We start from the raw sequence: 25,518 nt of genomic DNA on the forward strand, positions 1-25,518 counted from the left end.
TCGCATATCCCTTCCGGAAAACAGTGGCTCCGATGGCTAGAATGATTTTCATGGCAACCCAACCCCCTTCGATCCCTCCTGCCATCCCTACAGTGCGGCCCGTGTCCGACGATGACGGTGCCGTGGTGCTGGAGCGGCGACGCCAGCGCGTCCAGCCGCCGCAGATGTACCAGGTCGTGATGCTCAACGATGACTTCACGCCCATGGAATTCGTCATCATCGTCCTGCAGGAACTCTTCGGTAAGGACCGCGAAACGGCCACCCAGATCATGCTCAAGATCCATCTGGATGGCCGCGGCGTCTGCGGCGTGTACTCGCGCGACGTGGCGGCCACCAAGGTCGAACAGGTGCTGCAGGCGGCCCAGAAGGCAGGCCATCCGTTGCAGGCGATGTTCGAGCCTGTTGAATAAACCCGGGCCGCCCTGATTTATGGTTGCAGTCAATAATCCCCAGCAAGCGAAAAGGAGTCATCAATGATCGCCCAGGAACTGGAAGTCAGCTTGCACATGGCCTTTGTCGAAGCGCGCCAGCAGCGCCACGAGTTCATCACCGTGGAACACCTGCTGCTGGCCCTGCTGGACAACCCCAGTGCAGCGGAAGTGCTGCGCGCCTGCTCAGCCAACATCGATGACCTGCGCTCGGCCCTGTCCAACTTCATCAAGGACAACACGCCCCAGGTGGCAGGCTCCGATGAGGTGGACACACAGCCCACGCTGGGTTTCCAGCGTGTGATTCAGCGCGCCATCATGCATGTGCAATCCACCGGCAACGGCAAGAAGGAAGTCACGGGCGCCAACGTGCTCGTGGCCATCTTCGGCGAGAAGGATTCGCACGCCGTCTACTACCTGCACCAGCAGGGCGTGACGCGTCTGGACGTGGTCAATTTCATTGCCCACGGCATCAAGAAGGGCGAACCGCCCGAGCCCGCCAAGGCCGAAAACCCTGCGGAGTCCGAAGAGGGCGCCGGTGGCGAGCGCAACGAAAAGGCTTCGCCCCTGGAGCAGTTCACGCTGAACCTCAACCAGGCGGCCAAGGACGGCAAGATCGATCCGCTGATCGGGCGCGACTACGAGGTCGAGCGCACCATCCAGATCCTGTGCCGCCGCCGCAAGAACAACCCGCTGCTGGTCGGCGAGGCCGGCGTGGGCAAGACAGCAATCGCCGAAGGCCTGGCCTGGCGCATCACCGAGGGCAAGGTGCCCGAGGTGCTGACCGAAGCCGTGGTCTATTCATTGGACATGGGCGCGCTGCTGGCGGGCACCAAGTACCGTGGTGATTTCGAGCAGCGCCTCAAGGGCGTGCTCAAGTCGCTCAAGGACCGGCCAAACGCCATCCTGTTCATCGACGAAATCCACACGCTGATCGGCGCGGGCGCCGCTTCGGGCGGCACGCTGGACGCGTCCAACCTGCTCAAGCCGGCGCTGTCCAGCGGCCAGCTCAAGTGCATCGGCGCGACCACCTTCACCGAGTACCGCGGCATCTTCGAAAAGGATGCGGCGCTGTCGCGGCGTTTCCAGAAGGTCGACGTGGTCGAGCCCACCGTGGCCGAGACCGTGGACATCCTCAAGGGCCTGAAGTCGCGCTTCGAGGAGCACCACAGCGTGCAGTACGCCGCCGCCGCCCTGCAGGCTGCGGCCGAGCTGTCGGCCAAGTACATCAATGACCGCCACCTGCCCGACAAGGCCATCGACGTGATCGATGAGGCCGGTGCCGCGCAGCGCATCATCCCGGTGGAGCAGCGCAAGCAGACCATCGACAAGGCCGAGATCGAGGCCATCGTGGCCAAGATCGCGCGCATTCCGCCTGCCAATGTGTCCAACGACGACCGCAGCAAGCTGCAGACGCTGGAGCGCGACCTCAAGAGTGTGGTCTTCGGCCAGGACAAGGCGCTGGAAGCGCTGGCCTCCTCGGTCAAGATGGCGCGCTCGGGCCTGGGCAAGCCGGACAAGCCGATCGGCTCCTTCCTGTTCTCGGGCCCCACGGGCGTGGGCAAGACGGAAGCGGCCAAGCAGCTGGCCTACATCCTGGGCGTGGACCTGATCCGCTTCGACATGTCGGAGTACATGGAGCGCCACGCCGTCAGCCGCCTGATCGGCGCGCCTCCGGGCTATGTGGGCTTTGACCAGGGCGGTCTGCTGACCGAGGCCGTGACCAAGAAGCCGCATTCGGTGCTGCTGCTCGACGAAATCGAGAAGGCGCATCCGGACATCTTCAACGTGCTGCTGCAGGTCATGGACCACGGCACGCTGACGGACAACAACGGGCGCAAGGCCGATTTCCGCAACGTGATCCTCATCATGACCACGAACGCGGGCGCCGAGACCATCAACAAGGCCTCGATCGGCTTCACCAACCCGCGCCAGGCCGGCGACGAAATGGGCGACATCAAGCGCCTGTTCACGCCGGAGTTCCGCAACCGTCTGGACGCCATCGTCAGCTTCAAGCCGCTGGACGAGCAGGTCATCCTGCGCGTGGTCGACAAGTTCCTGCTGCAACTGGAGCAGCAACTGGCCGAAAAGCGCGTGGAGGTCACCTTCACCGATGCGCTGCGCAAGCACCTGGCCAAGAAGGGCTTCGATCCGCTCATGGGCGCTCGCCCCATGCAGCGCCTGATCCAGGACACCATCCGGCGTTCGCTGGCCGACGAGCTGCTGTTCGGGCAGCTGGTCGATGGTGGCCGCCTGGAAGTGGACTGGGTGGCCGATGCCGACGATGCCGACAAGGGCGAAGTCAAGCTCGACATCACGCCCCAGCCCAAGCAGGACCCGGCTTCCGAGCCGGCCGAGCCTAAAGAGGCCACCGCCGACTGATGTGCATCGCCTGATGCCCATCGCGCAAGCCGACAGCCCCCCGGGCTGCCGGCTTTTTCTTTGATCCGCCCGAAGGAGTCTTTGTGGAGTGGCTTCGTCAGTACCTGACCCATGAGAATGCGCTGCTGCTGCTGTCGGTGACCTGGTCGGTCTATGTGGTGATCGTCGCGGTGTGGATCCTTCTGCAGCGCAGTGCGCCCGTGGCCACGCTGAGCTGGCTTCTGTCCATGGCGGCGATTCCCGTGGGCGGGTTGGCCATTTACTACTTCTTCGGCCCGCAGCGGCTCAAGCGCCAGCGCATCAAGCGGCTGCGTGCGCGCAAGACATCGCGTGTGCGAACAGGCGTGCAGCGCCTGCGCGAGCGCATGCCGGGCAGCTCGGAGCGCCTGCACCAGGTCGCGCGGCTGGTGGCGGCCACCAGCGACTTTCCCGTCAGCACGGCCGCCGACCTGCGGCTGCTGGTGGGCGGCGCTGCCACCTTCGACGCCATCATCGAGGCGGTGAATGCGGCGCGCCACCACATCCACCTGGAGTACTACATCTTCGAGCCGGACCAGACCGGCACGGCCCTGCGCGACCTGCTGATACAGCGGGCCCGCGCAGGCATACAGGTGCGCCTGCTGGTGGATGCCCTGGGTTCCAAGAAGCTGGGACGGCGCTTTCTGCAGCCGCTGGAGGACGCGGGTGCCGAGGTCGCGCTGTTCCATGGCACCAAGATCGGCCGGCGGCTGCGCCCGGTCATCAACTTCCGTACCCACCGCAAGATCCTGGTGTGCGACGGCAAGGTGGGCTTCACGGGCGGCGTCAACGTGACCGATGAAGAGAACGCGCGTGTCATGTCCGATGCCTACCACGACGTGCACCTGCGCCTGGAGGGCGCCATCGTCAACTGGCTGCAGACCGTGTTCCTCGAAGACTGGGCCTATGCGCTGGAAAAGGACCCCAAGAACGAGCCCGCCGACATCGACCTGCTGCTGCCGGACGCGCCCGAGGGCCCGCTGCCCGTGCAGATCATCACCTCGGGCCCCGACAACGGCCTGCAGGCCATCTACCGCGCCCATCTTGCGGCCATCAACGCGGCCGAGGAACGTGTCTGGCTGACCACGCCGTATTTCGTGCCGACGGAGGCCGCGCTGGCAGCGCTCACCAATGCCTCGCTGCGCGGTGTCGATGTGCAGCTGCTGGTGCCGCGCCGTTCGGACTCGGCCCTGGTCACGGCGGCCGCGCGCTCCTACTACGACGAGCTGATCCGCTGCGGCGTGCGTGTCTACGAGTACAAGGCGCGCATGCTGCACTCCAAGACCCTGGTGGTGGACGACAACATCGCCATCATCGGCACGGCCAACTTCGACTACCGCAGCTTCTTCCTGAACTACGAGGTCTGCGCCATCGCCTACGGGCCTGCGCTCAACGGCGATCTGGCCAAGCAGTTCGAGGCCGATCTGGAGCAGGCCCAGCGCGTGCATTTCAAGCGTGACCTGGGCTTTGCGCTGCGCCTGTTCGACTCGGGCGCGCGGCTGTGTTCGCCCCTGCTGTGAGGGCCGGTGGCCCGTTTTTCGCAGGCATACTCGCCCGATGGCCCATACCTTCTTCTGGCACGACTACGAGACCTTCGGCGCCCAGCCGCGCTATGACCGGCCCGCGCAATTCGCGGGCATCCGCACCGATGCGGAACTCAATGAAATCGGCGAGCCCGTCATGTGGTACTGCCAGCCGGCAGGCGACTACCTGCCCGATCCGCAGTCCTGCCTGATCACCGGCATCACCCCCCAGCAATGCCTGGAGCAGGGCATGCCCGAGGCCCAGTTCGCCGCCCGCATCGAGGCAGAACTGGCCCAGGCAGGCACCGTGGGCGTGGGCTACAACACCATCCGTTTTGACGACGAGATCACGCGCTTCATGTTCTGGCGCAACCTCATCGACCCCTACGCGCGCGAATGGCAAAACGGCTGCGGGCGCTGGGACCTGCTCGACGTGGTGCGCATGGTCTATGCGCTGCGTCCCGAAGGCATTGCCTGGCCGAAAAAGGAGGATGGATCTCCGAGCTTCAAGCTCGAGGATCTGGCCCGCGCCAACGGCCTGCTGCACGAGAAGGCGCACGATGCGCTGTCCGACGTGCGTGCCACCATCGGGCTGGCCCGGCTGATCCGCAAGGTCCAGCCCAGATTGTTCGACTTCGCCTTCTCGCTGCACAAGAAGGACCGCGTGCTGCAGGAAATGGGCCTGCCGGCCGAGCCGGCGCATGCCAGGCCTTTCCTGCACGTCAGCGGCATGATCCGGCCCGAGCGCGGCTGCATCGCCGTCATGTGGCCGCTGGCCACGCACCCCACCAACAAGAACGAGATCATCTGCTGGGATCTGGCGCAGGACCCGTCCGAGCTGGCCTCCATCGACGTGGACACGCTGCGCCTGCGCCTGTTCTCGCGCGCGGCCGACCTGCCCGAAGGCATGCAGCGCCTGCCCATCAAGAGCATCCACGTCAACAAGTCGCCCATGGTGGTCGGCAGCCTCAAGACGCTGAGCCCGGCCATGGCCGCGCAATGGGGCATCGATGTGGAGCAGTGCATGGGCCATGCGGCCATTGCACGTGACCTGCCCGACATGAGCGCGCTGTGGCGTGCCGTTCACCAGCGCCCTGCGCAGGAAGGGCTGGATGCCGACCAGGACCTGTACGGCGGCTTTGTGGGCAATGAAGACCGGCGACGCCTGAACCACCTGCGCAGCCTGTCCGCGCAGGAGCTGGCGCTGGACCGCACGGGATTCGACGATGCCCGCCTGACCGAACTGCTGTTCCGCTACCGCGCCCGCAACTTCCCCGCCAGCCTGAACCCGGCCGAGCGCCAGCGCTGGCTGCAGCACTGCGCGGCCTGCCTGATCGAAGGCAAGGGCGGCGCACGCACGGCCGAGCAGATGTTTGCCATGGTGGACCAGCTATCGGAAACTGCCGACGAGCGCGGCGAGGAAATCCTGGGGGCGCTGTATGACTATGCCGAGGCGATCATGCCGGAACTTTAGTCCCCCTGAGCCGCTGCGCGGCCTCTCCCGAGAGGTGCGACACCCTCGCGGCGGGGCGAGGCGGGGCGGGTGGTGTAGGCCCTTGCTCGGTGTTCCTCGCCTTGGGCCGCATCGGCTTTAGGCGCAGCGCCCATTTGTGCCTTCAGCCAAAGAACTTGTAGCAGACCACGATGGCCGCTACCACGCCGGCCAGTTCGGCGATGAGGGCACAGGGCACGGCGTGACGGGCGCGCTGTATGCCCACGGCGCCGAAGTAGACGGCCAGGACGTAGAAGGTGGTTTCGGTGCTGCCCTGGATGGTGGCGGCCACCAGGGCGGCGAAGCTGTCCACGCCTTGGGTCTGCATGGTTTCGATCAGCATGGCGCGCGCCGCGCTGCCCGAGAAGGGTTTGACCAGGGCCGTGGGCAGGGCGTCCACGAAGCGGGCGTCCATGCCCAGGGCATCGACCACCCAGCGTATGCCCGACAACGCATACTCCAGCGCGCCCGATGCGCGGAACACGCCCACGGCGCAGAGCATGGCCACCAGGTAGGGCAGCAGGCCCTTGGCCACGTCAAAGCCTTCCTTGGCGCCTTCGATGAAGCTGTCGTAGACCGCGACCTTGCGCCAGGCGCCCAGGGTGACGAACAGCACGATCAGGGCAAACAGCGTCAGGTTGCCCAGCAGCGATGACAGCTGCGCCAGCGCGGCCGCCGACAGCGTGGCCAGAAAGGCCATGAAGCCCGCCAGCGCCAGGCCCAGCGGCAGCAGGTAGCCCAGCACCACGGGGCTCCACAGCGGCAGCCGCTGCACGGCGGCCACGGCCAGCAGGCCGACCAGGGTCGAGGCCGAGGTGGCCAGCAAGATCGGCAGAAAGACCAGGGTGGGATCGGGCGCACCCTGCTGCATGCGGTACATGAAGATGGTCACGGGCAGCAAGGTCAGCGACGACGCATTGAGCACCAGGAACAGGATCTGCGCATTGGTGGCGGTGTCGGGCCGGGGATTGAGCTCCTGCAGCGAGCGCATGGCCTTCAGGCCTATGGGCGTGGCCGCGTTGTCCAGTCCCAGCCCGTTGGCCGCGAAGTTCAGCGTGATCAGGCCCAGGGCCGGATGGCCGCGCGGCACCTCGGGCATGAGCCTGGCGAACAATGGGCCCAGCACGCGCGCCAGCCACTCCACCACGCCGGCCTTCTCTGCGATGCGCAGAAAGCCCAGCCACAGCGTCAGCGTGCCGAACAGCAGCACCATGACCTCGACCGACAGCCTGGCCATGGCAAACAGCGCCTGCACCATGGCCGAGAAAATCCCGGCCTGGCCGCCGACCAGCCATTGCGCCAGCGCAGCCACGGCCGCCACCAGAAAAAAGCCCAGCCACAAGGCATTCAGCATGGATTCCCGTCCCTCACGAGGCAATTGCAAGCCGCCATTGTGGGGCCAGCCGCAGGGCTTACGGGCCAGGGCGGCAGGGCATTGACAGGGCTCCGTTATCCTCGCGGCCCCGTGGTCCGAGGACCGCACCATTGCTGCAAAGGATTCCATGCCCCAGGTGATAGGACAGGTGAGCGTCGCCGTGCGCGACTATGACGAGGCGCTGCGCTTTTATGTGGGCGCGCTGGGCTTCGTGCTGATCGAGGACACCGCCCTGTCCGAGGGCAAGCGCTGGGTCACCGTGGCCCCCGGTGGCGGCGGTGTGCGCCTGCTGCTGGCCCGCGCCACGAATGAGGAGCAGGCCGCGCGCGTGGGCAACCAGACCGGCGGGCGTGTGTTCCTGTTCCTGCAGACCGACGACTGCCTGCGCGACTTCGAGGCCTACCGCTCGCGCGGCGTGCGCTTTGTGCAGGACCCCCAGCGCAAGCCCCACGGCACCGTGGCCGTGTTCGAAGACCTCTACGGCAATCTGTGGGATCTCATCGAGCCGCAGCCGGCGCGTTGAGGGCCGAAGGCGCGCTGCTTCAGCGGCTGGCCACGATGAACAGCCTGGGGAAAGGCAGCAGCACCGTGCCATCGTCCAGCGCGGGGTAGGCCTGGGAGATGGCCTGCAGATACGCTGCGTAGAAGCCGGCCTTTTGCTCCTCGTCCAGCGGCGCGACGAAGGGACGCAGCGCCGAACCCTTGAACCACTCAACCACCGCAGCATGGCCACCCGCCAGCGGGTGGAAGTAGGTGGTGCGCCAGACATCGACGTTGCTGCAGTGCGGGCGAAGCAGGGCGTAGTAGAAGTCCGCGCTGTGACGTGCGGGGTGGCGCACATCGCCAATCGTGGCGGCCCAGGGGCCGCTGGCGGCCACTTCGCGCGCCAGCCGGTGGGCCGGTTCTTCCAGGTTGTCCGGCGTCTGCACGGCCATGCTGCCACCGGGTGCCAGGTGGCTGACGAGGCGCGGGTAAAGCTGCTGGTGGTCGGGCAGCCACTGCAGCGAGGCATTGGCCAGGATCACGTCCTGCGGCTGGTCGGGCTGCCAGGTGGCGATGTCGGCCAGGGAGAAGGCCGTGCCCGGCAGCCGCTTGCGTGCGGCATCCAGCATGTCCTCGGAGTTGTCCAGTCCCGTCACGGTGGCCTCGGGGAAGCGCTGGGCCAGGACCTCGGTGGAGTTGCCGGGGCCGCAGCCCAGGTCCACGGCCAGCCGCACGGCGCGGCCAGGCAGATCGGGAATGGCGGCCACCAGGTCGCGCACGGGGCGCGTGCGTTCCTGCTCGAACGTTGTGTACTGCTTTGCGGACCAGGTCATCGTGTTGCCTTTCAGGTAGGTGTGTTTGTGGGGCGCGAGCGTAAATCCGTCCATCCATGATTGCAAATGCCACAATTGAAGTCTTCCCATACCTTGAAAGTATTGATGTGCCCGAGCTTCGCCAACTGCGCGCCTTTGTCGCCATCGCCGAGGAAGGCCACATCACGCGTGCGGCCGAGCGCCTGGGCATGCAGCAGCCGCCGCTGACGCGATTGCTGCAGGGCCTGGAACACGAATTGGGCGTGGAGCTGGTGCAGCGCCTGCCGCGCGGCGTGCGGCCCACGGCGGCGGGGCTGGCGCTGCTGGAAGAGTCCAAGGCGCTGCTGGAGCGCTGTGACGTGCTGGCCGAGGTGGTGCGCCGCGCCGCCCGGGGTGAGACGGGCCGGCTGGCCGTGGGCTTCACCAGTTCGGCCGCGCTGCATCCCTTCGTGCCCGGCGTGCTGCGCATGTTCCGCCAGCAGGTGCCCGGCGTGGCCGTGGCGCTGGAGGAGGCGGGCACGGGTGAACTCATGGATGCATTGCTGCACGAGCGGCTGGACGCGGCCTTTGTGCGCTCGCCCCTGCATGGCAGCCAGGGGCTGCAGGCCGTGCCGATTCTGGAGGAGCCCATGCTGCTGGCCCTGCCGGCAGGGCATGCGCTGGCACGCCCATTGCGCCGGCCCGTGCCTTTGCCGCAGCTCGCCTCGGAGGATTTCGTGCTGTACCGGCGCAGGGTAGGGCAGGGCCTGTACGACGCCATTCTCAAGGCCTGCCTGGAGGCGGGTTTCAGCCCGCGCGTGGTGCAGGAGGCGCCGCGCATGACGGCCACGCTGAGCCTGGTCTCGGCAGGGCTGGGGCTGTCCATCGTGCCGGCCTCCATGCAGCGCCTGCGCAGCGACGGCATTGTCTACCGTGCGCTGTCCCAGTGCCCCGGGTTGGCCGCTCCCCTGCATCTGGCCACGCGCGTGGGCGATGCGTCGGCCGTGCTGCGCAGGTTCCAGGACCTGGTTGCCACGGCGGCCGTGGCAGAGTCCTGAAGGTGCGGGCTACGGCGTCCTGGTTGCTGCGCGTGCAGCAGCGCGCGGGCCGCCGCGCTGCTTGACCACGGTGCGTGCGCAGTCCACCAGCCTGTGGATCAGCGGCAGCCGTGCCGACGAGCGCAGCCACATCACGCCAAAGCGCCGCGACTGCGATTCCTCGGGCAGGGCCAGGCGCACCACGCCCTGGCCATCGGGCAGGTTTAGTGCCGTGTCGGGCACCAGCGAAACGCCCAGGCCGCGCTCCACCATCATGGCAATGGCCACCAGCGAGCTCAGTTCAAAGCGTTCCTGCGGCGCGATCTGCGCGGCGCGCAGGTAGCGCTCCACCATTTGCCCGCCGCCCAGGCTGCGGTCATAGCGGATCAGCGGCTGGGTGCGCAGCAGCGTGTGCGGGTCCAGGTGCGCCAGCTGGTGCGGCACCAGCAGCACCAGCGGCTCCTCGCGCAGCAGTGTCCAGTCGAAGGTCTTGGCCAGGGCGAAGGAGGGGTGCAGGCAGACGGCGGCATCCAGCTCGCCCTGCTGCACGGCCTGGTACAGCTCGCGCGTGGTGGCCGAGCGCAGGAACACCTTGGTCTGCGGGCACTTCTTCACAAAGCCCGCCAGGATGTCGGGCAGCAGGCTGTGCAGGGCCGTGTTGATGGTGCCTATCACCAGCTCGCCGTCGGCGCCCTCATGGTTGACATGGGTCTTGGCGTTGGCCAGTTCGCGCAGCAGCAGCGGGGCCGATTGCGACAGCCGGTGGCCGGCTGGCGTGGGCAGCACGGTGCGGCCTGCGCGGGCCAGCAGGGGGGCGTCGAACTCGCGCTCCAGGATGCGGATCTGCTGGGCCACGGCGGCGGCCGTGATGTTCAGGCGCCGCGCGGCCTCGGCCATGGAGCCCGTCTCGACCACGAGCAGGAAGCTGTGCAGGTAGCTGGTTTCCATAAACAAAAAATTTGTGTGGTTTGAACAAATATTACCTGTGTTTCTCTTGGCTTTCTGCCGCCCACAATGCGGTGCATGAGAAGCAAACTGTTTGTTCCCGCATCGCGTCCCGAGCTGTTCGCCAAGGCCCTGGCCGGCGACGCCGACGCACTGTCCTTCGACCTGGAGGACGCGGTGGCCGAGGCCCGCAAGGACGAGGCGCGCGGCCTGCTGCGCAGCTTCCTGCTCAGCCCTGAAAGCCGTGGCCATGGCAAGACGCTGATCGTGCGCGTCAACGCCATGGATACGCCGCATTTCGGCGCCGACATCGCCGAGATGGTGCGCGACGGCGTGCACCTCATCAACCTGCCCAAGCCCGAGACCGTGCAGCAGGTGCGCGAGGCCGCACAGCGCATTGCCGAGGCGGCAGATGCCAATGGAGTGGCCCAGGCGCCTGGCCTGCTGCTCAACATAGAAACACCCCGCGCCCTGCGCTGCGCTGTCGAGCTGGCCAGCGCCCATGCCAGCGTGGCAGGCCTGCAGATGGGGCTTGGCGATCTGTTCGAGCCCTTTGGCGTGAACCGGCGCGAGCCCGCCGCCATTGCCCAGGCGCTGTTTGCCGTGCGCATGGCCGCCGCCGAGGCCGGCGTCTACGCCTACGACGGCGCCTTTGCCGACATCCGCGACAGCGAGGGCTTCAGCGCCGAGGCCCGCCTGTCGCGCGGCCTGGGCTTTCTGGGCAAGACCTGCATACACCCCAGCCAGATCGCCCTGGCCAATGCGGTCTACCAGCCGACCGAGCAGGAAATCGGGCACGCCCTGAAGGTGGTGGAGGCGGCCCGCCAGGCAGATGCCAACGCCCTGGGCGCCTATGTGGTGGACGGAAAGATGGTGGACAAGCCCTTTGTGCTGCGTGCCCAGGCCATCGTGGCTGCGGCGCACGCACAGGGGCTGCTGGCGGCCTGAACGGGCGGCCGGCAATCCGGTGCCCCGGCATCCCGCATGCCGGGCATCCCCATGACAAGAAACAGTACAGGAGACAAAGACATGAGCATTTCCCATTGCCGCGCGCGGCGCAGGCTGGTGGCGCTGGCCGCCACCACAACGGTGGCCACGCTGGCCGGGCTGGCTTCGCCGGGATTGATGGCGCAGGGCGCCTTCCCGTCCAAGGCGATCACCATGGTGGTTCCCTATCCGCCCGGTGGCTCCAACGATGTGTTCGCACGCCAGGTCGCCAAGGAAATGGGCGATCTGCTCAAGCAGACCGTGATCGTGGACAACCGGCCCGGCGCCAGCGGCAACACCGGCACGGCCTCGGTGGCCAAGGCGACGGCAGACGGCTACACGCTGGTGGCGGTCTCGTCCAGCATGACCACGAATGCTGCGGTACAGGCCAAGATGCCCTTCGACCCCGTCAAGGACCTGGCGCCCGTGGCCATGTTTGCCAAGGGCCCGCTGGTGGTGGCCGTGAACAACGAATTCCCCGCCAGGACGCCGCAGGATCTGGTGCGCGCCATCAAGGCCAGCCCGGGCCAGTTCAACTACGCCACCTCGGGCACCGGCAGCATCAACCACTTCGCGACCGAGATGATGCGCTCCATGGTGCCGGGCATGGACATCATGCATGTGCCCTACAAGGGACAGGGTCCGGCCGTGACCGACGTGATCGGCAACCAGGTGCAGATGCTGGTCTCCAGCGGCCCGTCCATCCTGCCCATGGTGCGCAACGGCAAGCTGCGCGCCATCGGCATCACCAGCCTCAAGCCCAGCCCCATTGCGCCGGACCTGACGCCCATGGCAACGGCCATCCCGGGCTATGAGTTCGATCTGTGGTGGGGGCTGCTGGCGCCTGCGGGCACGCCCACCGACATCGTGGACCGCCTCAACCAGGCCGTGAACCAGGTGCTGGCCAAGCCGACCATCCAGGCCAGCTTCCTGCGCGAAGGCGCCATTGCCAACCCCGTGACGCCGCAGCAGTTCGCACAGGTGATTCGCAGCGACGTGGCGCGCTGGAAGCAGCTCGCCAAGGACCGCAATATCCAGGCCGATTGAACCCGGCCGCTGGCGGGAGGCGCCCCAGGCCTTCCCGCTTCCCTATCAGGAGAAACGAATGAGTTTTGTGCCCGGTGAACGCCAGGGACCGAAAGGCCCGCTCAGCGGTGTGCGCGTGCTGGATCTGAGCGCCTATATCGCGGGGCCTTATGGCTGCTCGCTGCTGGCGGACCAGGGCGCCGAGGTGATCAAGGTCGAGCCGCCCGTGGGCGACAACCTGCGCAAGTACCCCTCCACGCTGGAAGCGGAAAGCCGCGCCTTCCTGGGCGTGAACCGCAGCAAGTGGGGCATGGTACTGGACCTGAAGGATGAGGCCGACCATGCCGTGCTGCTGCGCCTGGTGCGCGAGGCCGATGTGCTGGTCCACAACTTCCGCCCCGGCGTGCCCGAGCGGCTGGGCATCGGTTTTGCGCAACTGGCCGCCATCAACCCACGCCTCATCTATTGCAGCGTCACCGGCTATGGCAGCCGCGGGCCGCTCAAGGCCAAGGCGGGCTACGACCAGGTGCTGCAGACCATGACCGGCATGTGCGCCATGCAGGGCAAGGCAGGCGGGCCGCCCGAGATTCTCTACGGCTCCGTGGTGGACTACTACGCCTCGGCCCTGGTGGCGGGTGGTGTGTCGTCGGCGCTGTACGAGCGCGAGAAAAGCGGGCTGGGCCAGCATGTGGGCGTGTCCCTGCTGCGCGCGGCGCTGACCATGCAGTCCGCACGCATGGTCTGGGCCGAGGGCGAGCCGCGCGAGGTGGGGCGCGACATGCGCTCGGGCGGCATCACGGGCATCCACCCGACGCGCGAAGGATATCTCTACATTTCGGCCAACACCGCGCATTTCTGGGCGGCGCTGTGCCGCAAGCTGGATCTGCCCGAGGTGGCCAGCGACGAGCGCTACGACTCCGTGCGCAAGCGCGCCCAGCACCGCGACGTGCTGGTGCCCCTGCTGCGCCGGGCGCTGGCGGGGCGCAGCGCGCTGGAATGGGAGGCCTTGTTTGGCGAGGAAGTGCCCTGCGCGGCGGCCCGCACGGTGGAAGACATGTTCGACGACCCGCAGGTGCAGGCCGAGGGCATGGTCACCCGCTTCGAGCACCCGACCCTGGGCAGCTACCGGGGCTTTGCCGGCGCCGTCGAATTCGACCGCACGCCCGGCCCACCGGCCTTTGCCGCGCCCACGCTGGGCCAGCATACCGAGGCGCTGAAGGCCGCTGCGCAAGAGAGCCGCTGATGCACGCACTGCCTGCAGGCGCCTGCGACGCCCATCTGCATGTCTTCGATCCGCGCTTTGGTACGCGTTCTGATACGCGCTTTGATACGCGTTTTGGTGCCCATGCCACGGCTGCCGACTATGCGCAGCTGCGCGGCGGCATGGGGCTGGAGCGGGCCGTCATCGTCCAGCCGCGTGCGCATGGCACGGACAACCGGGTCACGCTGAACGCCATCCAGTCGCTGGGCGCTGCAAGCACGCGCGGCATTGCCGTAGTGCACCCCGAGATCACCGACGCACAGTTGCAGGCGCTGCATGACGGCGGCATTCGCGGCATCCGCTTTTCGCTGCACACCGAGCACGATGCAGCCGTGCGGCTGGACATGCTGGAGCCGTTGGCCGAGCGCATTGCCGCGCTGGGCTGGCATGTGCAGCTGCACTGGCTGGCCAGCCAGATCGAGGCCCATGCGGCGTTGCTGCACAGGCTGCCGTGCACCCTGGTGTTCGACCACATGGCGCGGCTCGCTGACAGTGCTGACGGCGCTGGCGTGCACGAGCCCGCCTTCAGCGTGGTCCGCGGGCTGGTGCAGCAGGGCAGGGCCTGGGTCAAGCTCTCGGGCCCGTATCTGAACAGCCGGGCGGGCCTGGCCGCAGGCTATGCCGACTGCGACGCGCTGGCGCAGGCCTGGGTGGCCGAGGCCCCGCAGCGCCTGGTCTGGGGCAGCGACTGGCCCCATGTCACCGAAGCTGCCCATCCGCCGCAGACCCCCATGCTGCTGGCGCTGTTGTCACGCTGGATTCCCGATGCGGCGCTGCGCGCCCGCGTGCTGGTGGACAACGCCGCCGAGCTGTACGGATTCGATTGAGGGCGCGGGGCACGCAAGCCTCGCAGCCAGGTTTTCACCATTGAGCAACAGGAGACAGAAACGTGAAGAAGATCAAGACACTGCGGCCCGCCATGACGGTGCTGGCCTTGGGTATTGGGGCGGGGCTGGGCCTGTTCCAGGGCACGCTGCATGCGGCCGACTATCCGGCCGCGCAGGCCATCACGGTCGTCGTGCCGTTCTCGGCCGGCGGCGGTGCGGACAATGCGGCGCGCATCATCGCCAAGGCGCTGGGCGAGGTCTCGGGCCAGACCGTGGTGGTGGACAACAAGGCCGGCGCCAGCGGCGCCATTGGTGCCGCCCTCGTGGCGCGCGCCAAGGCCGATGGCTATACGGTGCTGTATGACGCATCGTCCTTCGCCATCAACCCCGCGTTGCGCAAGCTGCCCTATGACCCGGCCAAGGATTTCATTGCCGTGTCCCAGGCCATCAGTGTGCCCAACATCCTCGTGGCCGCACCGTCCTCTCCCTACAACAGCCTGGCCGACTTCATGAATGCCGCGCGGCAAAAGCCCGGCAGGCTCACCTATGCCTCCTACGGTCCGGGCAGCCTGGCCCAGATGGCGACGGAACTGCTCAAGGCAGACGCCAAGTTCGATGCCGTCCACGTTCCCTACAAGGGCGGGGCGCCCGCCATCGTCGATGTCATGGGCGGCCAGGTCGATGTGTACTTTGCCAACGCGGCCTCCAGCATCAATTACGTCAAGGGCGGCAAGCTCAAGGCGCTGGCCGTGTCCTCGGCCAAGCGCATGCCCGACCTGCCCGACGTGCCCACGGTGGCGGAAAGCGGCATCAAGGGCTTCGAGGTCACGGAGTGGAACGGCTTTTTCCTGCCCGCAGGCGCTGCGCCCGAGACGGTGCAGAAGCTGCAGGACCTGGTGCAAAAGGCCCTGGCCTTGCCGGCCACGCGTGCCAGCCTTGAAAAGCTGGGCCTGACGCCGGTGGGCAGTTCCTCCACCGCCTTCACGGGCTTCGTGGCGGCCGAGCGCAAGCGCTGGGATGCCGTGGTCAAGGCCAACGGCATCACCGTGCAGTGAGCCGCCGCGCGTGACGGGGCTCAGGGCGTGGCGGTGACGCGCAGCAACTGCCCGTCCTGGGCATCCGTCAGCAGGTAAAGCCAGCCGTCCTGTCCCTGGCGGACATCACGCACGCGCTGGCCCAGGCGCGTCAGCACCTGCTCGCGGGCGGTCACCTTGCCGGTCCACAGGGGGCAGGCCAGCCAGTGCCGGCGCGAGGCGCCCGTCACCGTGCACGATGCGCATGCGGCCCGGCCGACTGCGCTGCAGTGCAGTCGGGCGGCTTTGATCTGGCAAACATCATGCACGACGCGGCCAGAGCCAGCGGCGCCCTGTCAACCACTGTGCAAAAAGCCCGCGCAGCCACTTGCGCGGGTGTATAAACAGCGCTCTTTCGGCGCCGGGCCGGGTCCCTGCGTGGGGCGGTCGGCGGCGCCTCCTACCCACCAGAGAATCCGCAAGGGAAAAGCAGCCATGGGCGCGCAATGGAAAGCAAAGGGCAAGGCGCTGGTCGCCGATGCCAAGGGAAAGCTGTTTGGCAAGCTGGCCAAGGAAATCATCGTCGCGGCGCGCGCCGGCGCCGATCCGGCAGGCAACTCGCGCCTGCGCATGGCCGTGGAAGCCGCCCGCAAGGCCTCCATGCCCAAGGACACGCTCGAGCGTGCGATCAAGAAGGGCTCGGGCGTGGGTGCCGATGCCGTCAATTACGAACGCGTGGTCTATGAAGGCTACGGCCCCAACCGCGTGCCCGTGATGATCGAGTGCCTGACCGACAACGTGAACCGCACGGCGCCCAACATGCGCGTGTGCTTCCGCAAGGGCCAGATGACGGCCGTGGCCTGGGACTTCGACCATGTGGGCATGATCGAGGGCGAGCCCGAAGGCGGTGCCGATGCCGAGCTGGCCGCCATCGAGGCCGGCGCACAGGACTTCGAGCCCGGCGAGGAAGAGGGCACGACGCTGTTCATCACCGACCCGACGGACCTGGATACCGTGAGCAAGGCGCTGCCGGCCCAGGGCTTCAAGGTGCTGTCGGCCAAGCTGGGCTACAAGGCCAAGACGCCGGTCAGCATGGCCAGCCTGTCGGCCGAGCAGCAGGAGGAAGTGCAGGACTTCCTGGCCGGCATCGAGAACGATGACGACGTGCAGCACGTCTATGCGGGGCTGGTGGATTGATCCCGCTGCCCCCCGCTCCCCAGCAAAAAAGCCGCACGATGTGCGGCTTTTTTGCGGGTGCGTGCACCAGGCCTACTTGGTGCCGAAGATGCGGTCGCCCGCGTCGCCCAGGCCCGGCAGGATGTAGCCGTGCGCGTCCAACTGGCGGTCCACGGCGGCCGTGTAGATGTCCACGTCGGGATGGGCCTTTTGCATGGTGGCCACGCCCTCGGGCGCAGCCAGCAGGCACATGAACTTGATGGACTTCGGGTTCAGCTGCTTCAGGCGCGCCACGGCGGCGGCGGCCGAGTTGCCCGTGGCCAGCATGGGATCGACGACCAGCACGTCGCGCTCTTCCATCTCGGAGGGCATCTTGAAGTAGTACTCGACGGGCTGCAGCGTCTCGGGATCGCGGTACAGGCCGATGTGGCCGATGCGCGCGCCGGGCACGACGTTGAGCATGCCGTCGAGGAAACCGTTGCCGGCGCGCAGGATGGACACCAGCACCAGCTTCTTGCCGTCGATGACCTTGCCGGTCATGGTCTCCAGCGGGGTTTCGATCTCGATGTCCTGCAGCGGCATGTCGCGCGTGATCTCGTAGGCCATCAGCGTGGACAGCTCGCCCAGCATGCGGCGAAAGCTGTTGGTGCTGGCTTCCTTGCGGCGCATCAGCGTGAGCTTGTGTTGGACCAGCGGGTGGTCGATCAGGTGCAGAGTACTCATGGTTTTCTTCTGGAAAAAAGGGGCGCCGGCATTTGCGGCCGGCGCCAGGGGGCGGTTCAGTCGTGCAGAAAGCGTGCGTAGCGCGCCAGGTCCACATTGCCGCCGCTGATCAGAATGCCCACGCGCGCGCCCGACAGCGCAACCCCGCCATGCAGGGCGCCCGCCAGCGAGAGCGCTCCCGTGGGTTCGACCACGATTTTCTTGCGTTCCGCGTAAAAGCGCATGGCCTGCACCAGATGCTCGTCCGCCACGGCCAGGATATCTTCCACATGCTCGCGGATGATGGCGAATGTGATATCGCCGATGGACTGGGTCTGGGCACCGTCGGCAATGGTGTGGGGCGTGGGGATCTGCACGATCTGGCCTGCGCGCAGCGACTGGCGGGCATCGTCGCCGGCCTGGGGCTCGACGCCGTAGACCTTGCAGCGCGGCGCCAGTTGCCTGGCCGCCAGCAGGCTGCCGGACAGCAGTCCGCCGCCGCCCAGGCAGACGAACAGGTAGTCCAGGTCGGGCACGTCTTCGAACAGTTCCTTGGCTGCCGTGCCCTGGCCGGCGATCACGTCGCGGTGGTTGAACGGCGGGATCAGCGTCATGCCGCGCTCGTCGGCCAGACGGCGGGAGATGGCCTCGCGGTCCTCGGTGAAGCGGTCATAGGTCACCACCTGGGCGCCGTAGGAGCGCGTGGCTGCCATCTTGGAGGCGGGGGCATCCTCGGGCATGACGATGAGCGCGGGCATGTCCAGCATCTGCGCGGCCAGGGCCACGGCCTGGGCATGGTTGCCCGAGGAGAAGGCCAGTGCGCCGCGCTTGCGCTGCTCGGGCGTGAACTGCGACAGCGCGTTGTAGGCGCCGCGTATCTTGAAGGCGCCCGTGCGCTGCAGGTTCTCGCACTTGAAGAACAGCTGGGCGCCCAGCAGCTCGTCGGCGGTGCGGCTGCGCAGTATGGGTGTGCGGTGGGCCACGCCTTCCAGCCGGCGAGCGGCGGCGGCGACATCGTCATAGGTGGGCAGCGAGGGAGGGCTGTTCGTCGTCATGGCGTGCGGTTCCGCAAAGTGGATGGAGGCGCTTTCGATCATAGCCGCATGCGCGGGCTTTCAGAGCCCTGAAATGCGCCAGCCGTTGCATGGCAACGGCTGGGTGCTATGGTGTTTGATGCGGCGCAGTGCCGGTGCGCCAGTGCTTCAGCGCTTCTTGTTGCCCAGGATGCCGCCGAGCACGCCGCGCAGGATCTCCTTGCCCAGCGAATTGCCCATGGTGCGCATGGTGGACTTGGCCATGGTCTGCACCAGGCCGTCGTGCTTGCCGCCGCGCGGGCCCGTGGTGCCGAACAGCAGGTCCTTGAGTCCGTCCATCATGGCGCCACCTTCGCTTGCTGCGGGCGTGGCACCGGCCGGGCCCGTGCCGGTTGGCGCTGTGCCGTCGCCGGTCGCTGCCGTGCGGCCGCGCAGCACCTCGTAGGCCGATTCGCGGTCCACCGCCTTTTCATAGACGCCGGCCACCAGCGACTGTGCCAGCAGGGTCTTGCGCTGCTCCTCGTTGATGGGGCCGATCTGGCTGCCGGGCGGGATCACGTAGGCACGCTCGGTGATGCCGGGGCGTCCCTTGTCGTCGAGGAAGCTCACCAGGGCCTCGCCCACGGCCAGCTCGGTGATGGCGGCCTCGATATCCAGGCCGGGCTTGGGCCGCATGGTGGTGGCCGTGGCCTTGACGGCCTTCTGGTCGCGCGGCGTGAAGGCGCGCAGCGCATGCTGCACGCGGTTGCCCAGCTGGGCCAGCACGGTGTCGGGCACGTCCATTGGGTTTTGCGTGACGAAATACACGCCCACGCCCTTGGAGCGCACCAGGCGCACCACCAGTTCGATGCGTTCGAGCAGCACCTTGGGCGCGTCGTTGAACAGCAGGTGGGCCTCGTCGAAGAAGAAGACCAGCTTGGGCTTGTCGGGGTCGCCGATCTCGGGCAGGCGCTCGAACAGCTCGGACAGCATCCACAGCAGGAAGGTGGAGTACAGGCGCGGCGAATTCATCAGCTTCTCGGCGGCCAGGATGTTGACCACGCCCTTGCCGCCGGCATCGGTCTGCATCAGGTCGTTGATGTCGAGCATGGGCTCGCCAAAGAACTTGTCACCGCCCTGGGACTCGATGGCGACCAGCCCGCGCTGTATGGCACCCACGCTGGCCGCGCTGATGTTGCCGTACTCGGTGGTGAACTGCTTGGCGTTGTCGCCCACATGCTGGAGCATGGCACGCAGGTCCTTGAGGTCCAGCAGCAGCAGGCCGTTGTCGTCGGCAATCTTGAAGACCAGGTTGAGCACGCCCATCTGCGTGTCGTTGAGGGCCAGCATGCGGCCGATCAGCAGCGGACCCATGTCCGAGACCGTGGCCCGCACCGGGTGGCCCAGCTCGCCGAACACGTCCCACAGCGTGGTGGGGCAGGCCAGGGCCTGGGGAATCTCGATGCCGCGCTCCTGCAGGGAGGCCGCCATCTTGGCTCCCGTGCTGCCAGCCTGGCTGATGCCGGACAGGTCTCCCTTGATGTCGGCCATGAACACCGGCACGCCGATCTCGGAGAATCCCTCGGCCATTTTCTGCAGCGTCACGGTCTTGCCGGTGCCGGTGGCGCCTGTGATCAGGCCATGTCGATTGGCCAGTGCGGGCAGCAGCAGGCATTCTGTGGCAGAGTGGCGGGCGATCAGAAGTGGAGCGGCCATTTCGGGTTTCCTCGGGGGAGCATGCGGTCAAAAGTAAAATCCCAGCCGCAAGGTTAAATCAATATCAAAGGACAGCCTGTGGCAGGACACAGTAAATGGGCCAATATCCAGCACCGCAAAGGCCGCCAGGACGAAAAGCGCGGCAAGGTCTGGACCCGCATCATCCGTGAAATCATGGTGGCGGCACGCACGGGAGGGGGCGATCTCAGCGCCAACCCGCGCCTGCGCCTCGCGGTGGAAAAGGCCAAGGCGGCCAACATGCCGGCCGACAACATCAAGCGCAACATCGACAAGGCCACGGGCAACCTCGAAGGCGTGACCTACGAGGAAATCCGCTACGAAGGCTATGGCATTGGCGGCGCGGCCATCATCGTGGACACCATGACCGACAATCGCGTGCGCACTGTGGCGGATGTGCGTCACGCCTTCAGCAAGTACGGTGGCAACATGGGCACGGAAGGTTCCGTGTCCTTCCAGTTCAAGCATGTCGGACAACTGATCTTCGCTCCCGGAAGCGACGAGGACCAGATCATGGAAGTGGCTCTGGAGGCCGGCGCCGAGGACGTGATCACCGATGACGAGGGAGCCATCGAGGTGCTGACCGCACCCGCAGAGTTCGAAACCGTGCGCGACGCGCTGCAGGCCAAGGGCCTGACGCCGGAGGTGGCTGAAGTCACCATGCGCCCGGAAAACACCATCGCCCTGCAAGGCGATGACGCAGCCCGCATGCAAAAGCTGCTGGACATGATCGAAGACCTGGATGACGTACAGGACGTCTACCACAACGCTGAACTATGAAAATTCTTGTGATTGGTGGCGGAGGCCGCGAGCACGCCCTGGCGTGGAAACTGGCTGAATCGCCGAAATCGACCAAGGTCTATGTGGCCCCCGGCAACGGTGGCACGGGCCTGGCCGGCGGCAAGGTGGAGAACCTCAACATCACCGACCCGCAGGCGCTGCGCGAGTGGGCGCAGGCCGAGAAGGTCGCGCTGACCGTGGTCGGCCCCGAGGCTCCGCTGGCTGCCGGCGTGGTCGATGAGTTCCGCGCCCACGGCCTGCGCATCTTCGGCCCCTCCAAGGCGGCCGCCCAGCTGGAAAGCTCCAAGGCCTTCTCCAAGGACTTCATGGCGCGCCACGGCATCCCCACGGCGCTCTATGAAACCTTCACCGACCCGGTGGCGGCCCATGCCTACGTGGACCGCCTGGGTGCGCCCATCGTGGTCAAGGCCGACGGCCTGGCCGCAGGCAAGGGCGTGGTCGTTGCGACAACGCTGCAGGAAGCCCACGACGCCGTGGACTTCATGCTCGTGGACAACAAGTACGGCGTGGCCCACAACGACGGCGGCGCCCGCGTGGTGATCGAGGAATTCCTCGCCGGCGAGGAAGCCAGCTTCATCGTGCTGTGCGACGGCAAGAACGTCCTGGCCCTGGCAACCAGCCAGGACCACAAGCGCCTGAAGGACGGCGACCAGGGCCCGAACACGGGCGGCATGGGCGCCTACTCGCCCGCGCCCGTGGTCACGGCCGACGTGCATGCCCGCGCCATGCGCGAGATCATCCTGCCGACCATCCGCGGCATGGAAAAGGACGGCATTCCCTACACCGGCTTCCTTTATGCGGGCCTGATGATCGACGCGTCCGGCCATCCCAAGACGCTGGAGTTCAACTGCCGCATGGGCGACCCCGAGACCCAGCCCATCATGATGCGCCTCAAGAGCGATCTGGTGGACGTCATGCTGGCGGCCACCGATGCCAAGCTCGACCAGGTCGAGCTGCAATGGGACCGCCGCACGGCGCTGGGCGTGGTTATGGCTGCGGCCGGCTACCCCGAGGACCCGCGCAAGGGCGATGCCATCAGCGGGCTGCCGCAGGACGCCGCCGATGCCATGGTCTTCCATGCCGGCACCCAGCTCAAGGACGGCGTGCCCGTCACCAGCGGTGGCCGCGTGCTGTGCGTCACCGTGCTGGCCGACAGCGTCAAGCAGGCCCAGCAAAAAGTCTATGACGTGGCGCGTGGCATCCATTTCGATGGTGCCCAGTACCGCCGCGACATCGGCTTCCGTGCTGTGAAGAACTGAGTCCATGGCAGAGCAATCGACCGGGCAGGCGCTGCCCGTGGCGCAGGTGCGCGAGTACCTGACGGGCCTGCAGGCCCGCATCACGCAGGCGCTGGAGCAGGTGGAAGGCGAGGGCGGTGCACGCTTTCTATCCGACGCCTGGAGCAAGGGCCCCGGCGAGCGCCTGCAGGGCGATGGCATCACCCGCATCATGGAGGGCGGCCGCGTGTTCGAGCGCGCGGGCTGCGGCTTCTCGCATGTGCGCGGGCCGCAGCTGCCGCCCTCGGCCACGCAGCACCGGCCTGAACTGGCGGGTGCGCCGTTCGAGGCCATGGGCGTGTCCCTGGTCTTCCATCCGCGCAATCCTTTTGTGCCTACGGTACACATGAATGTGCGAATGATTGCGGCTGGCTCAGGTGCGGCCGACTCAGGTGCGGCAGGGCATCCGGGCAACGAGCCCACCTGCTGGTTCGGCGGCGGCATGGACCTGACACCGGTCTACGGCTTCGAGGAAGATGCACAGCACTTTCACCGCGTCTGCCGCGATGCGCTGGCGCCTTTTGGCGACACGCTCTACCCGCGCTTCAAGACCTGGTGCGACGAGTACTTCTGCCTGAAGCACCGCAACGAGCAGCGCGGCATCGGCGGCATCTTCTTCGACGACTTCTCTGAGCTGGGCCAGGCGCGCAGCTTCGACATGCTGCGTTCGGTGGGAGATTCCTTTCTGGAGTCCTACCTGCCCATCGTCGAGCGCCGCCAGGCCATGGACTACGGGCAGCAGCAGGTCGATTTCCAGCGCTACCGCCGCGGCCGCTACGTGGAGTTCAACCTGGTCTGGGACCGGGGCACGCACTTCGGCCTGCAGTCCGGCGGGCGCACGGAATCCATCTTGCTGTCCATGCCCCCGCATGCGAGCTGGAGCTACCAGCGCGAGGACGCGCCCGGCACGCCCGAGCGCGCGCTGCTGGAGCAATTCCTGGTGCGCCGCGACTGGCTTTGAGTTCCATTGCCGCCATCTCCGGCCGCGTGGCGAAATCCGCGCGTGCAAGGGAATAGGCGGCAAAACTATAATTTCAATAGCTTGAGGCGCAGCGTTGGCTGCGTTCTCCACTTTCTTCGGCGCGAAATCTTCCGGCGATCTGTGGGCGAACTCCATGCATTTTGGAGCGCCGCTACAGCCAAGCCCTCTACGGGCCGCACGGCGCTCGCGCTATATTGATCCCATTTCTATTCCACTGATCACCGCCTGATGACCACTTCCACCAAATCGGATTCCGCAGCCAAGCGCGACGTGACCAAGCTGCAACGCGCCATTGTTGACGGCCTCGAAAACGTCAAGGCCCAAGACATCCAGGTCTTCAATACCGAAAAGCTCTCGCCGCTGTTCGAGCGCGTGATCGTGGCTGCGGGCACCTCCAACCGCCAGACCAAGGCGCTGGCATCCAGCGTGCGCGACGCCGTCAAGCAGGCCGGTTTTCCCGTGCCACGCCAGGAAGGCGAAGAAAACGGCGAGTGGATCATCGTGGACTGCGGCCAGGCCGTGGTCCATGTGATGCAGCCAGCCATCCGCCAGTACTACCGGCTGGAAGAGATCTGGGGCGAGACGCCTGTGCGCCTGAAGCTGGGTGCTCCCAAGCCCACGCGCTCGGCCGCCACCGACAAGGCCGAGGAAAAGGCCAAGAAGGCCGCTTCCAAGAAGGCTGCTGCAACGGCCGCCAAGCCTGCTGCCAAGAAGGCCGCTTCTGCCGCCGCACCCGCCGCAGGCAAGAAGCCCGCTGCCAAGAAGGCAGCTCCAGCCAAGGCCGCTGCACCCCGTTCCGCAGCTGCCAAGCCGGCCGCATCCCGTACGGCTGCTGCAAAGTCGGCCGCTCCCAAGTCCGCCGCCGTGAAGTCTGCCGCCGCCAAGGCGCCGGCCCGCAAGACGGCAGCGCCCAAGGCCATCAAGACCGTGGTGGTCAACCGTGCTCCCGCCAAGCCCAAGGCAGGTGCCGCTGCCAAGCCGGCCGCCAAGCGCGCTCCCCGCGCGAAGGCCTGAACGGTTCGGGACTGACGCTGCATGAAGCTGTTGATCGTGGCCGTGGGCCAGCATGTGCCCGACTGGGCACAGACGGCCTACGACGACTATGCCAAGCGCTTTCCCCCGGAGCTCAAAGTGGAGCTCAAGGCCGTCAAGACCGAGCCGCGCGGCTCCAAGACGGTAGAGACCCTGTACGCGGCCGAGCGCAAGCGCATCGAGGCCGCCATTCCGCGTGGCACGCGCATCGTCGTGCTCGATGAGCGCGGCACCAATCTGACGACCAAGGCCCTGGCCCAGCGCCTGCAGGGCTGGCAGCTGGAGGGCGACGACGTGGCCCTGATCATCGGCGGCCCGGACGGACTGGACCCCGCCTTCAGGCAGGCTGCGCACGAGCGCATCCGCCTGTCGGACCTGACCCTGCCGCATGCCATGGTGCGGGTGCTGCTCATTGAGCAGCTGTACCGTGCCTGGTCGGTCAACGCCGGCCATCCCTACCACCGGGAATAGGGCCTGTCCCGGCTCCCAGGCTCTGCCAGCGGCCCTGTCACGCGGATCCGAGGATCTCGTGATACTATGATTTTGATAGCCTTCAGCGCTTTGCAACAAAGGGCTGAAGGCATTTCTCATTCTTATCATGCCGCCATTCATCTACCTTGCCTCCCAGAGCCCCCGCCGCCGCCAGCTGCTGGAGCAGCTGGGTGTGGCCCATGAGCTTTTGCTGCCCAACGCCGAGGGCGACATTGCCGAAGATGCCGAGGCCATAGAGGCCGAACTGGCCGATGAGGCAGCGCGCGACTATGTGCAGCGCGTCACCGCGCTCAAGCTCGATGCCGCCATGGCCCGCCATGCGCGCCGCGCCCTGGCTGTGGCGCCCGTGCTGTGCTCGGACACCACGGTGGCGCTGGATGGCCGCATTCTTGGCAAGCCTGCCGATGCCGACGATGCCCGTCGCATGCTGACCGCGCTTGCGGGCCGCGAGCACGAGGTGCTGACCGCCGTCGCCATACAGCACGGCACGCGGCGCCTGGCTGCGCTGTCGGTGTCCCAGGTCTGCTTCTCGGCCATGAGCGCGCAGCAGATCGACGCGTATGTGGCCTCGGGCGAGCCCATGGGCAAGGCCGGCGCCTATGGCATACAGGGCCGCGCGGCGGCCCATGTGCAGTGGCTGCACGGCAGCTACTCGGGCATCATGGGCCTGCCGCTGTTCGAGACGGCGGCGCTGCTGCGCGAGCTGGGCTGGGCACTGTAG

Annotated in this window: 25 protein-coding genes; 18 read left to right on the plus strand and 7 right to left on the minus strand. The window is 67.0% G+C overall.

From position 1 onward, the window contains the following. Positions 1-32 precede the first annotated feature (32 nt). From clpS to sbcB, 4 genes are all read left to right on the plus strand, one after another. Positions 33-410 (plus strand): ATP-dependent Clp protease adapter ClpS, encoded by a 378-nt coding sequence (gene clpS, locus BW39_RS08065; protein WP_012205338.1) that lies wholly within the window; start codon positions 33-35, stop codon positions 408-410. A 63-nt stretch (positions 411-473) separates the two neighbouring features. Beyond that, positions 474-2,810, plus strand: coding sequence for an ATP-dependent Clp protease ATP-binding subunit ClpA (clpA, locus tag BW39_RS08070; RefSeq protein WP_012205339.1), 2,337 nt, complete (start codon positions 474-476; stop codon positions 2,808-2,810). Between the two features lie 83 nt (positions 2,811-2,893). Continuing rightward, positions 2,894-4,348, plus strand: coding sequence for a cardiolipin synthase (gene cls / locus BW39_RS08075; protein ID WP_043820949.1), 1,455 nt, complete (start codon positions 2,894-2,896; stop codon positions 4,346-4,348). A 37-nt stretch (positions 4,349-4,385) separates the two neighbouring features. Then, a complete protein-coding gene (sbcB, locus tag BW39_RS08080; protein ID WP_043820950.1) occupies positions 4,386-5,825 on the plus strand; it encodes an exodeoxyribonuclease I in 1,440 nt (479 codons plus the stop codon). 142 nt (positions 5,826-5,967) lie between these two features. Here the strand turns inward: sbcB and BW39_RS08085 are convergent, their stop codons facing one another. Continuing rightward, positions 5,968-7,197, minus strand: coding sequence for a nucleoside recognition domain-containing protein (locus BW39_RS08085; protein ID WP_043820952.1), 1,230 nt, complete (start codon positions 7,195-7,197; stop codon positions 5,968-5,970). A gap of 148 nt (positions 7,198-7,345) precedes the next feature. On the opposite strand from BW39_RS08085, the gene BW39_RS08090 reads away from it, so the two are divergent. After that, complete coding sequence (locus BW39_RS08090) at positions 7,346-7,741, plus strand: VOC family protein (protein ID WP_043820953.1); 396 nt, start codon at positions 7,346-7,348, stop codon at positions 7,739-7,741. Positions 7,742-7,760: 19 nt separating this feature from the next. Here BW39_RS08090 and tam read toward each other — a convergent pair whose 3' ends face one another. After that, on the minus strand, positions 7,761-8,534 hold the full coding sequence (gene tam, locus BW39_RS08095; RefSeq protein ID WP_200871504.1) for a trans-aconitate 2-methyltransferase: 774 nt from the start codon (positions 8,532-8,534) through the stop codon (positions 7,761-7,763). A gap of 107 nt (positions 8,535-8,641) precedes the next feature. Between tam and BW39_RS08100 the strand changes: the two genes are divergently transcribed. Continuing rightward, complete coding sequence (locus tag BW39_RS08100; RefSeq protein WP_193760945.1) at positions 8,642-9,550, plus strand: LysR family transcriptional regulator; 909 nt, start codon at positions 8,642-8,644, stop codon at positions 9,548-9,550. Between the two features lie 9 nt (positions 9,551-9,559). On the opposite strand, the gene BW39_RS08105 is transcribed toward BW39_RS08100, so the two are convergent. After that, complete coding sequence (locus tag BW39_RS08105; RefSeq protein WP_013802646.1) at positions 9,560-10,477, minus strand: LysR family transcriptional regulator; 918 nt, start codon at positions 10,475-10,477, stop codon at positions 9,560-9,562. Positions 10,478-10,552: 75 nt separating this feature from the next. On the opposite strand from BW39_RS08105, the gene BW39_RS08110 reads away from it, so the two are divergent. From BW39_RS08110 to BW39_RS08130, 5 genes are all read left to right on the plus strand, one after another. Further along, positions 10,553-11,422, plus strand: coding sequence for an HpcH/HpaI aldolase/citrate lyase family protein (locus BW39_RS08110; RefSeq protein ID WP_043820957.1), 870 nt, complete (start codon positions 10,553-10,555; stop codon positions 11,420-11,422). An 81-nt stretch (positions 11,423-11,503) separates the two neighbouring features. Then, positions 11,504-12,508 carry a tripartite tricarboxylate transporter substrate binding protein gene (locus BW39_RS08115; RefSeq protein WP_043820959.1) on the plus strand — a complete coding sequence of 335 codons (1,005 nt, stop codon included), beginning with the start codon at positions 11,504-11,506 and terminating at the stop codon, positions 12,506-12,508. Between the two features lie 58 nt (positions 12,509-12,566). Next, positions 12,567-13,730 carry a CoA transferase gene (locus tag BW39_RS08120; RefSeq protein WP_043820960.1) on the plus strand — a complete coding sequence of 388 codons (1,164 nt, stop codon included), beginning with the start codon at positions 12,567-12,569 and terminating at the stop codon, positions 13,728-13,730. After that, positions 13,730-14,575, plus strand: coding sequence for an amidohydrolase family protein (locus BW39_RS08125; RefSeq protein ID WP_043820961.1), 846 nt, complete (start codon positions 13,730-13,732; stop codon positions 14,573-14,575). The genes BW39_RS08120 and BW39_RS08125 overlap by 1 nt, the downstream gene beginning before the upstream one ends. Before the next feature lie 62 nt (positions 14,576-14,637). Beyond that, positions 14,638-15,630, plus strand: a complete 993-nt coding sequence (locus tag BW39_RS08130) for a tripartite tricarboxylate transporter substrate binding protein (RefSeq protein WP_043820963.1) — start codon at positions 14,638-14,640, stop codon at positions 15,628-15,630. 20 nt (positions 15,631-15,650) lie between these two features. Here BW39_RS08130 and BW39_RS32275 read toward each other — a convergent pair whose 3' ends face one another. Next, positions 15,651-15,917 carry a PQQ-dependent sugar dehydrogenase gene (locus BW39_RS32275; RefSeq protein WP_268749023.1) on the minus strand — a complete coding sequence of 89 codons (267 nt, stop codon included), beginning with the start codon at positions 15,915-15,917 and terminating at the stop codon, positions 15,651-15,653. A 166-nt stretch (positions 15,918-16,083) separates the two neighbouring features. Here BW39_RS32275 and BW39_RS08140 point away from each other — a divergent pair, with 166 nt between their 5' ends. After that, the gene (locus tag BW39_RS08140) at positions 16,084-16,785 is read left to right on the plus strand and encodes a YebC/PmpR family DNA-binding transcriptional regulator (protein WP_012205353.1); all 702 of its coding nucleotides are present in this window, start codon (positions 16,084-16,086) and stop codon (positions 16,783-16,785) included. A gap of 72 nt (positions 16,786-16,857) precedes the next feature. On the opposite strand, the gene upp is transcribed toward BW39_RS08140, so the two are convergent. From upp to BW39_RS08155, 3 genes are all read right to left on the minus strand, one after another. Further along, positions 16,858-17,487 carry a uracil phosphoribosyltransferase gene (upp, locus tag BW39_RS08145; protein ID WP_012205354.1) on the minus strand — a complete coding sequence of 210 codons (630 nt, stop codon included), beginning with the start codon at positions 17,485-17,487 and terminating at the stop codon, positions 16,858-16,860. A gap of 56 nt (positions 17,488-17,543) precedes the next feature. Then, complete coding sequence (locus BW39_RS08150; RefSeq protein WP_043821144.1) at positions 17,544-18,521, minus strand: threo-3-hydroxy-L-aspartate ammonia-lyase; 978 nt, start codon at positions 18,519-18,521, stop codon at positions 17,544-17,546. Between the two features lie 147 nt (positions 18,522-18,668). Beyond that, positions 18,669-20,195 (minus strand): helicase HerA-like domain-containing protein, encoded by a 1,527-nt coding sequence (locus BW39_RS08155; protein WP_043820966.1) that lies wholly within the window; start codon positions 20,193-20,195, stop codon positions 18,669-18,671. Between the two features lie 78 nt (positions 20,196-20,273). On the opposite strand from BW39_RS08155, the gene BW39_RS08160 reads away from it, so the two are divergent. The 6 genes from BW39_RS08160 to BW39_RS08185 all read left to right on the plus strand — a co-directional run bounded on the left by BW39_RS08160 (position 20,274) and on the right by BW39_RS08185 (position 25,518). Further along, positions 20,274-20,993, plus strand: a complete 720-nt coding sequence (locus BW39_RS08160; RefSeq protein WP_012205357.1) for a YebC/PmpR family DNA-binding transcriptional regulator — start codon at positions 20,274-20,276, stop codon at positions 20,991-20,993. After that, positions 20,990-22,273, plus strand: a complete 1,284-nt coding sequence (gene purD / locus BW39_RS08165) for a phosphoribosylamine--glycine ligase (RefSeq protein WP_012205358.1) — start codon at positions 20,990-20,992, stop codon at positions 22,271-22,273. Before BW39_RS08160 ends, purD begins: the two co-directional genes overlap by 4 nt. Before the next feature lie 4 nt (positions 22,274-22,277). Further along, positions 22,278-23,252, plus strand: a complete 975-nt coding sequence (hemF, locus tag BW39_RS08170) for an oxygen-dependent coproporphyrinogen oxidase (protein ID WP_052155290.1) — start codon at positions 22,278-22,280, stop codon at positions 23,250-23,252. A gap of 249 nt (positions 23,253-23,501) precedes the next feature. After that, positions 23,502-24,287 carry a ribosome silencing factor gene (gene rsfS / locus BW39_RS08175; RefSeq protein ID WP_013802637.1) on the plus strand — a complete coding sequence of 262 codons (786 nt, stop codon included), beginning with the start codon at positions 23,502-23,504 and terminating at the stop codon, positions 24,285-24,287. A 21-nt stretch (positions 24,288-24,308) separates the two neighbouring features. Continuing rightward, positions 24,309-24,776, plus strand: a complete 468-nt coding sequence (rlmH, locus tag BW39_RS08180) for a 23S rRNA (pseudouridine(1915)-N(3))-methyltransferase RlmH (RefSeq protein ID WP_012205361.1) — start codon at positions 24,309-24,311, stop codon at positions 24,774-24,776. A gap of 127 nt (positions 24,777-24,903) precedes the next feature. Further along, the gene (locus BW39_RS08185) at positions 24,904-25,518 is read left to right on the plus strand and encodes a Maf family protein (RefSeq protein ID WP_043820971.1); all 615 of its coding nucleotides are present in this window, start codon (positions 24,904-24,906) and stop codon (positions 25,516-25,518) included.

This window comes from Delftia sp. RIT313 (assembly GCF_000632165.1).
Classification (GTDB): Bacteria; Pseudomonadota; Gammaproteobacteria; order Burkholderiales; family Burkholderiaceae_C; genus Comamonas; species Comamonas acidovorans.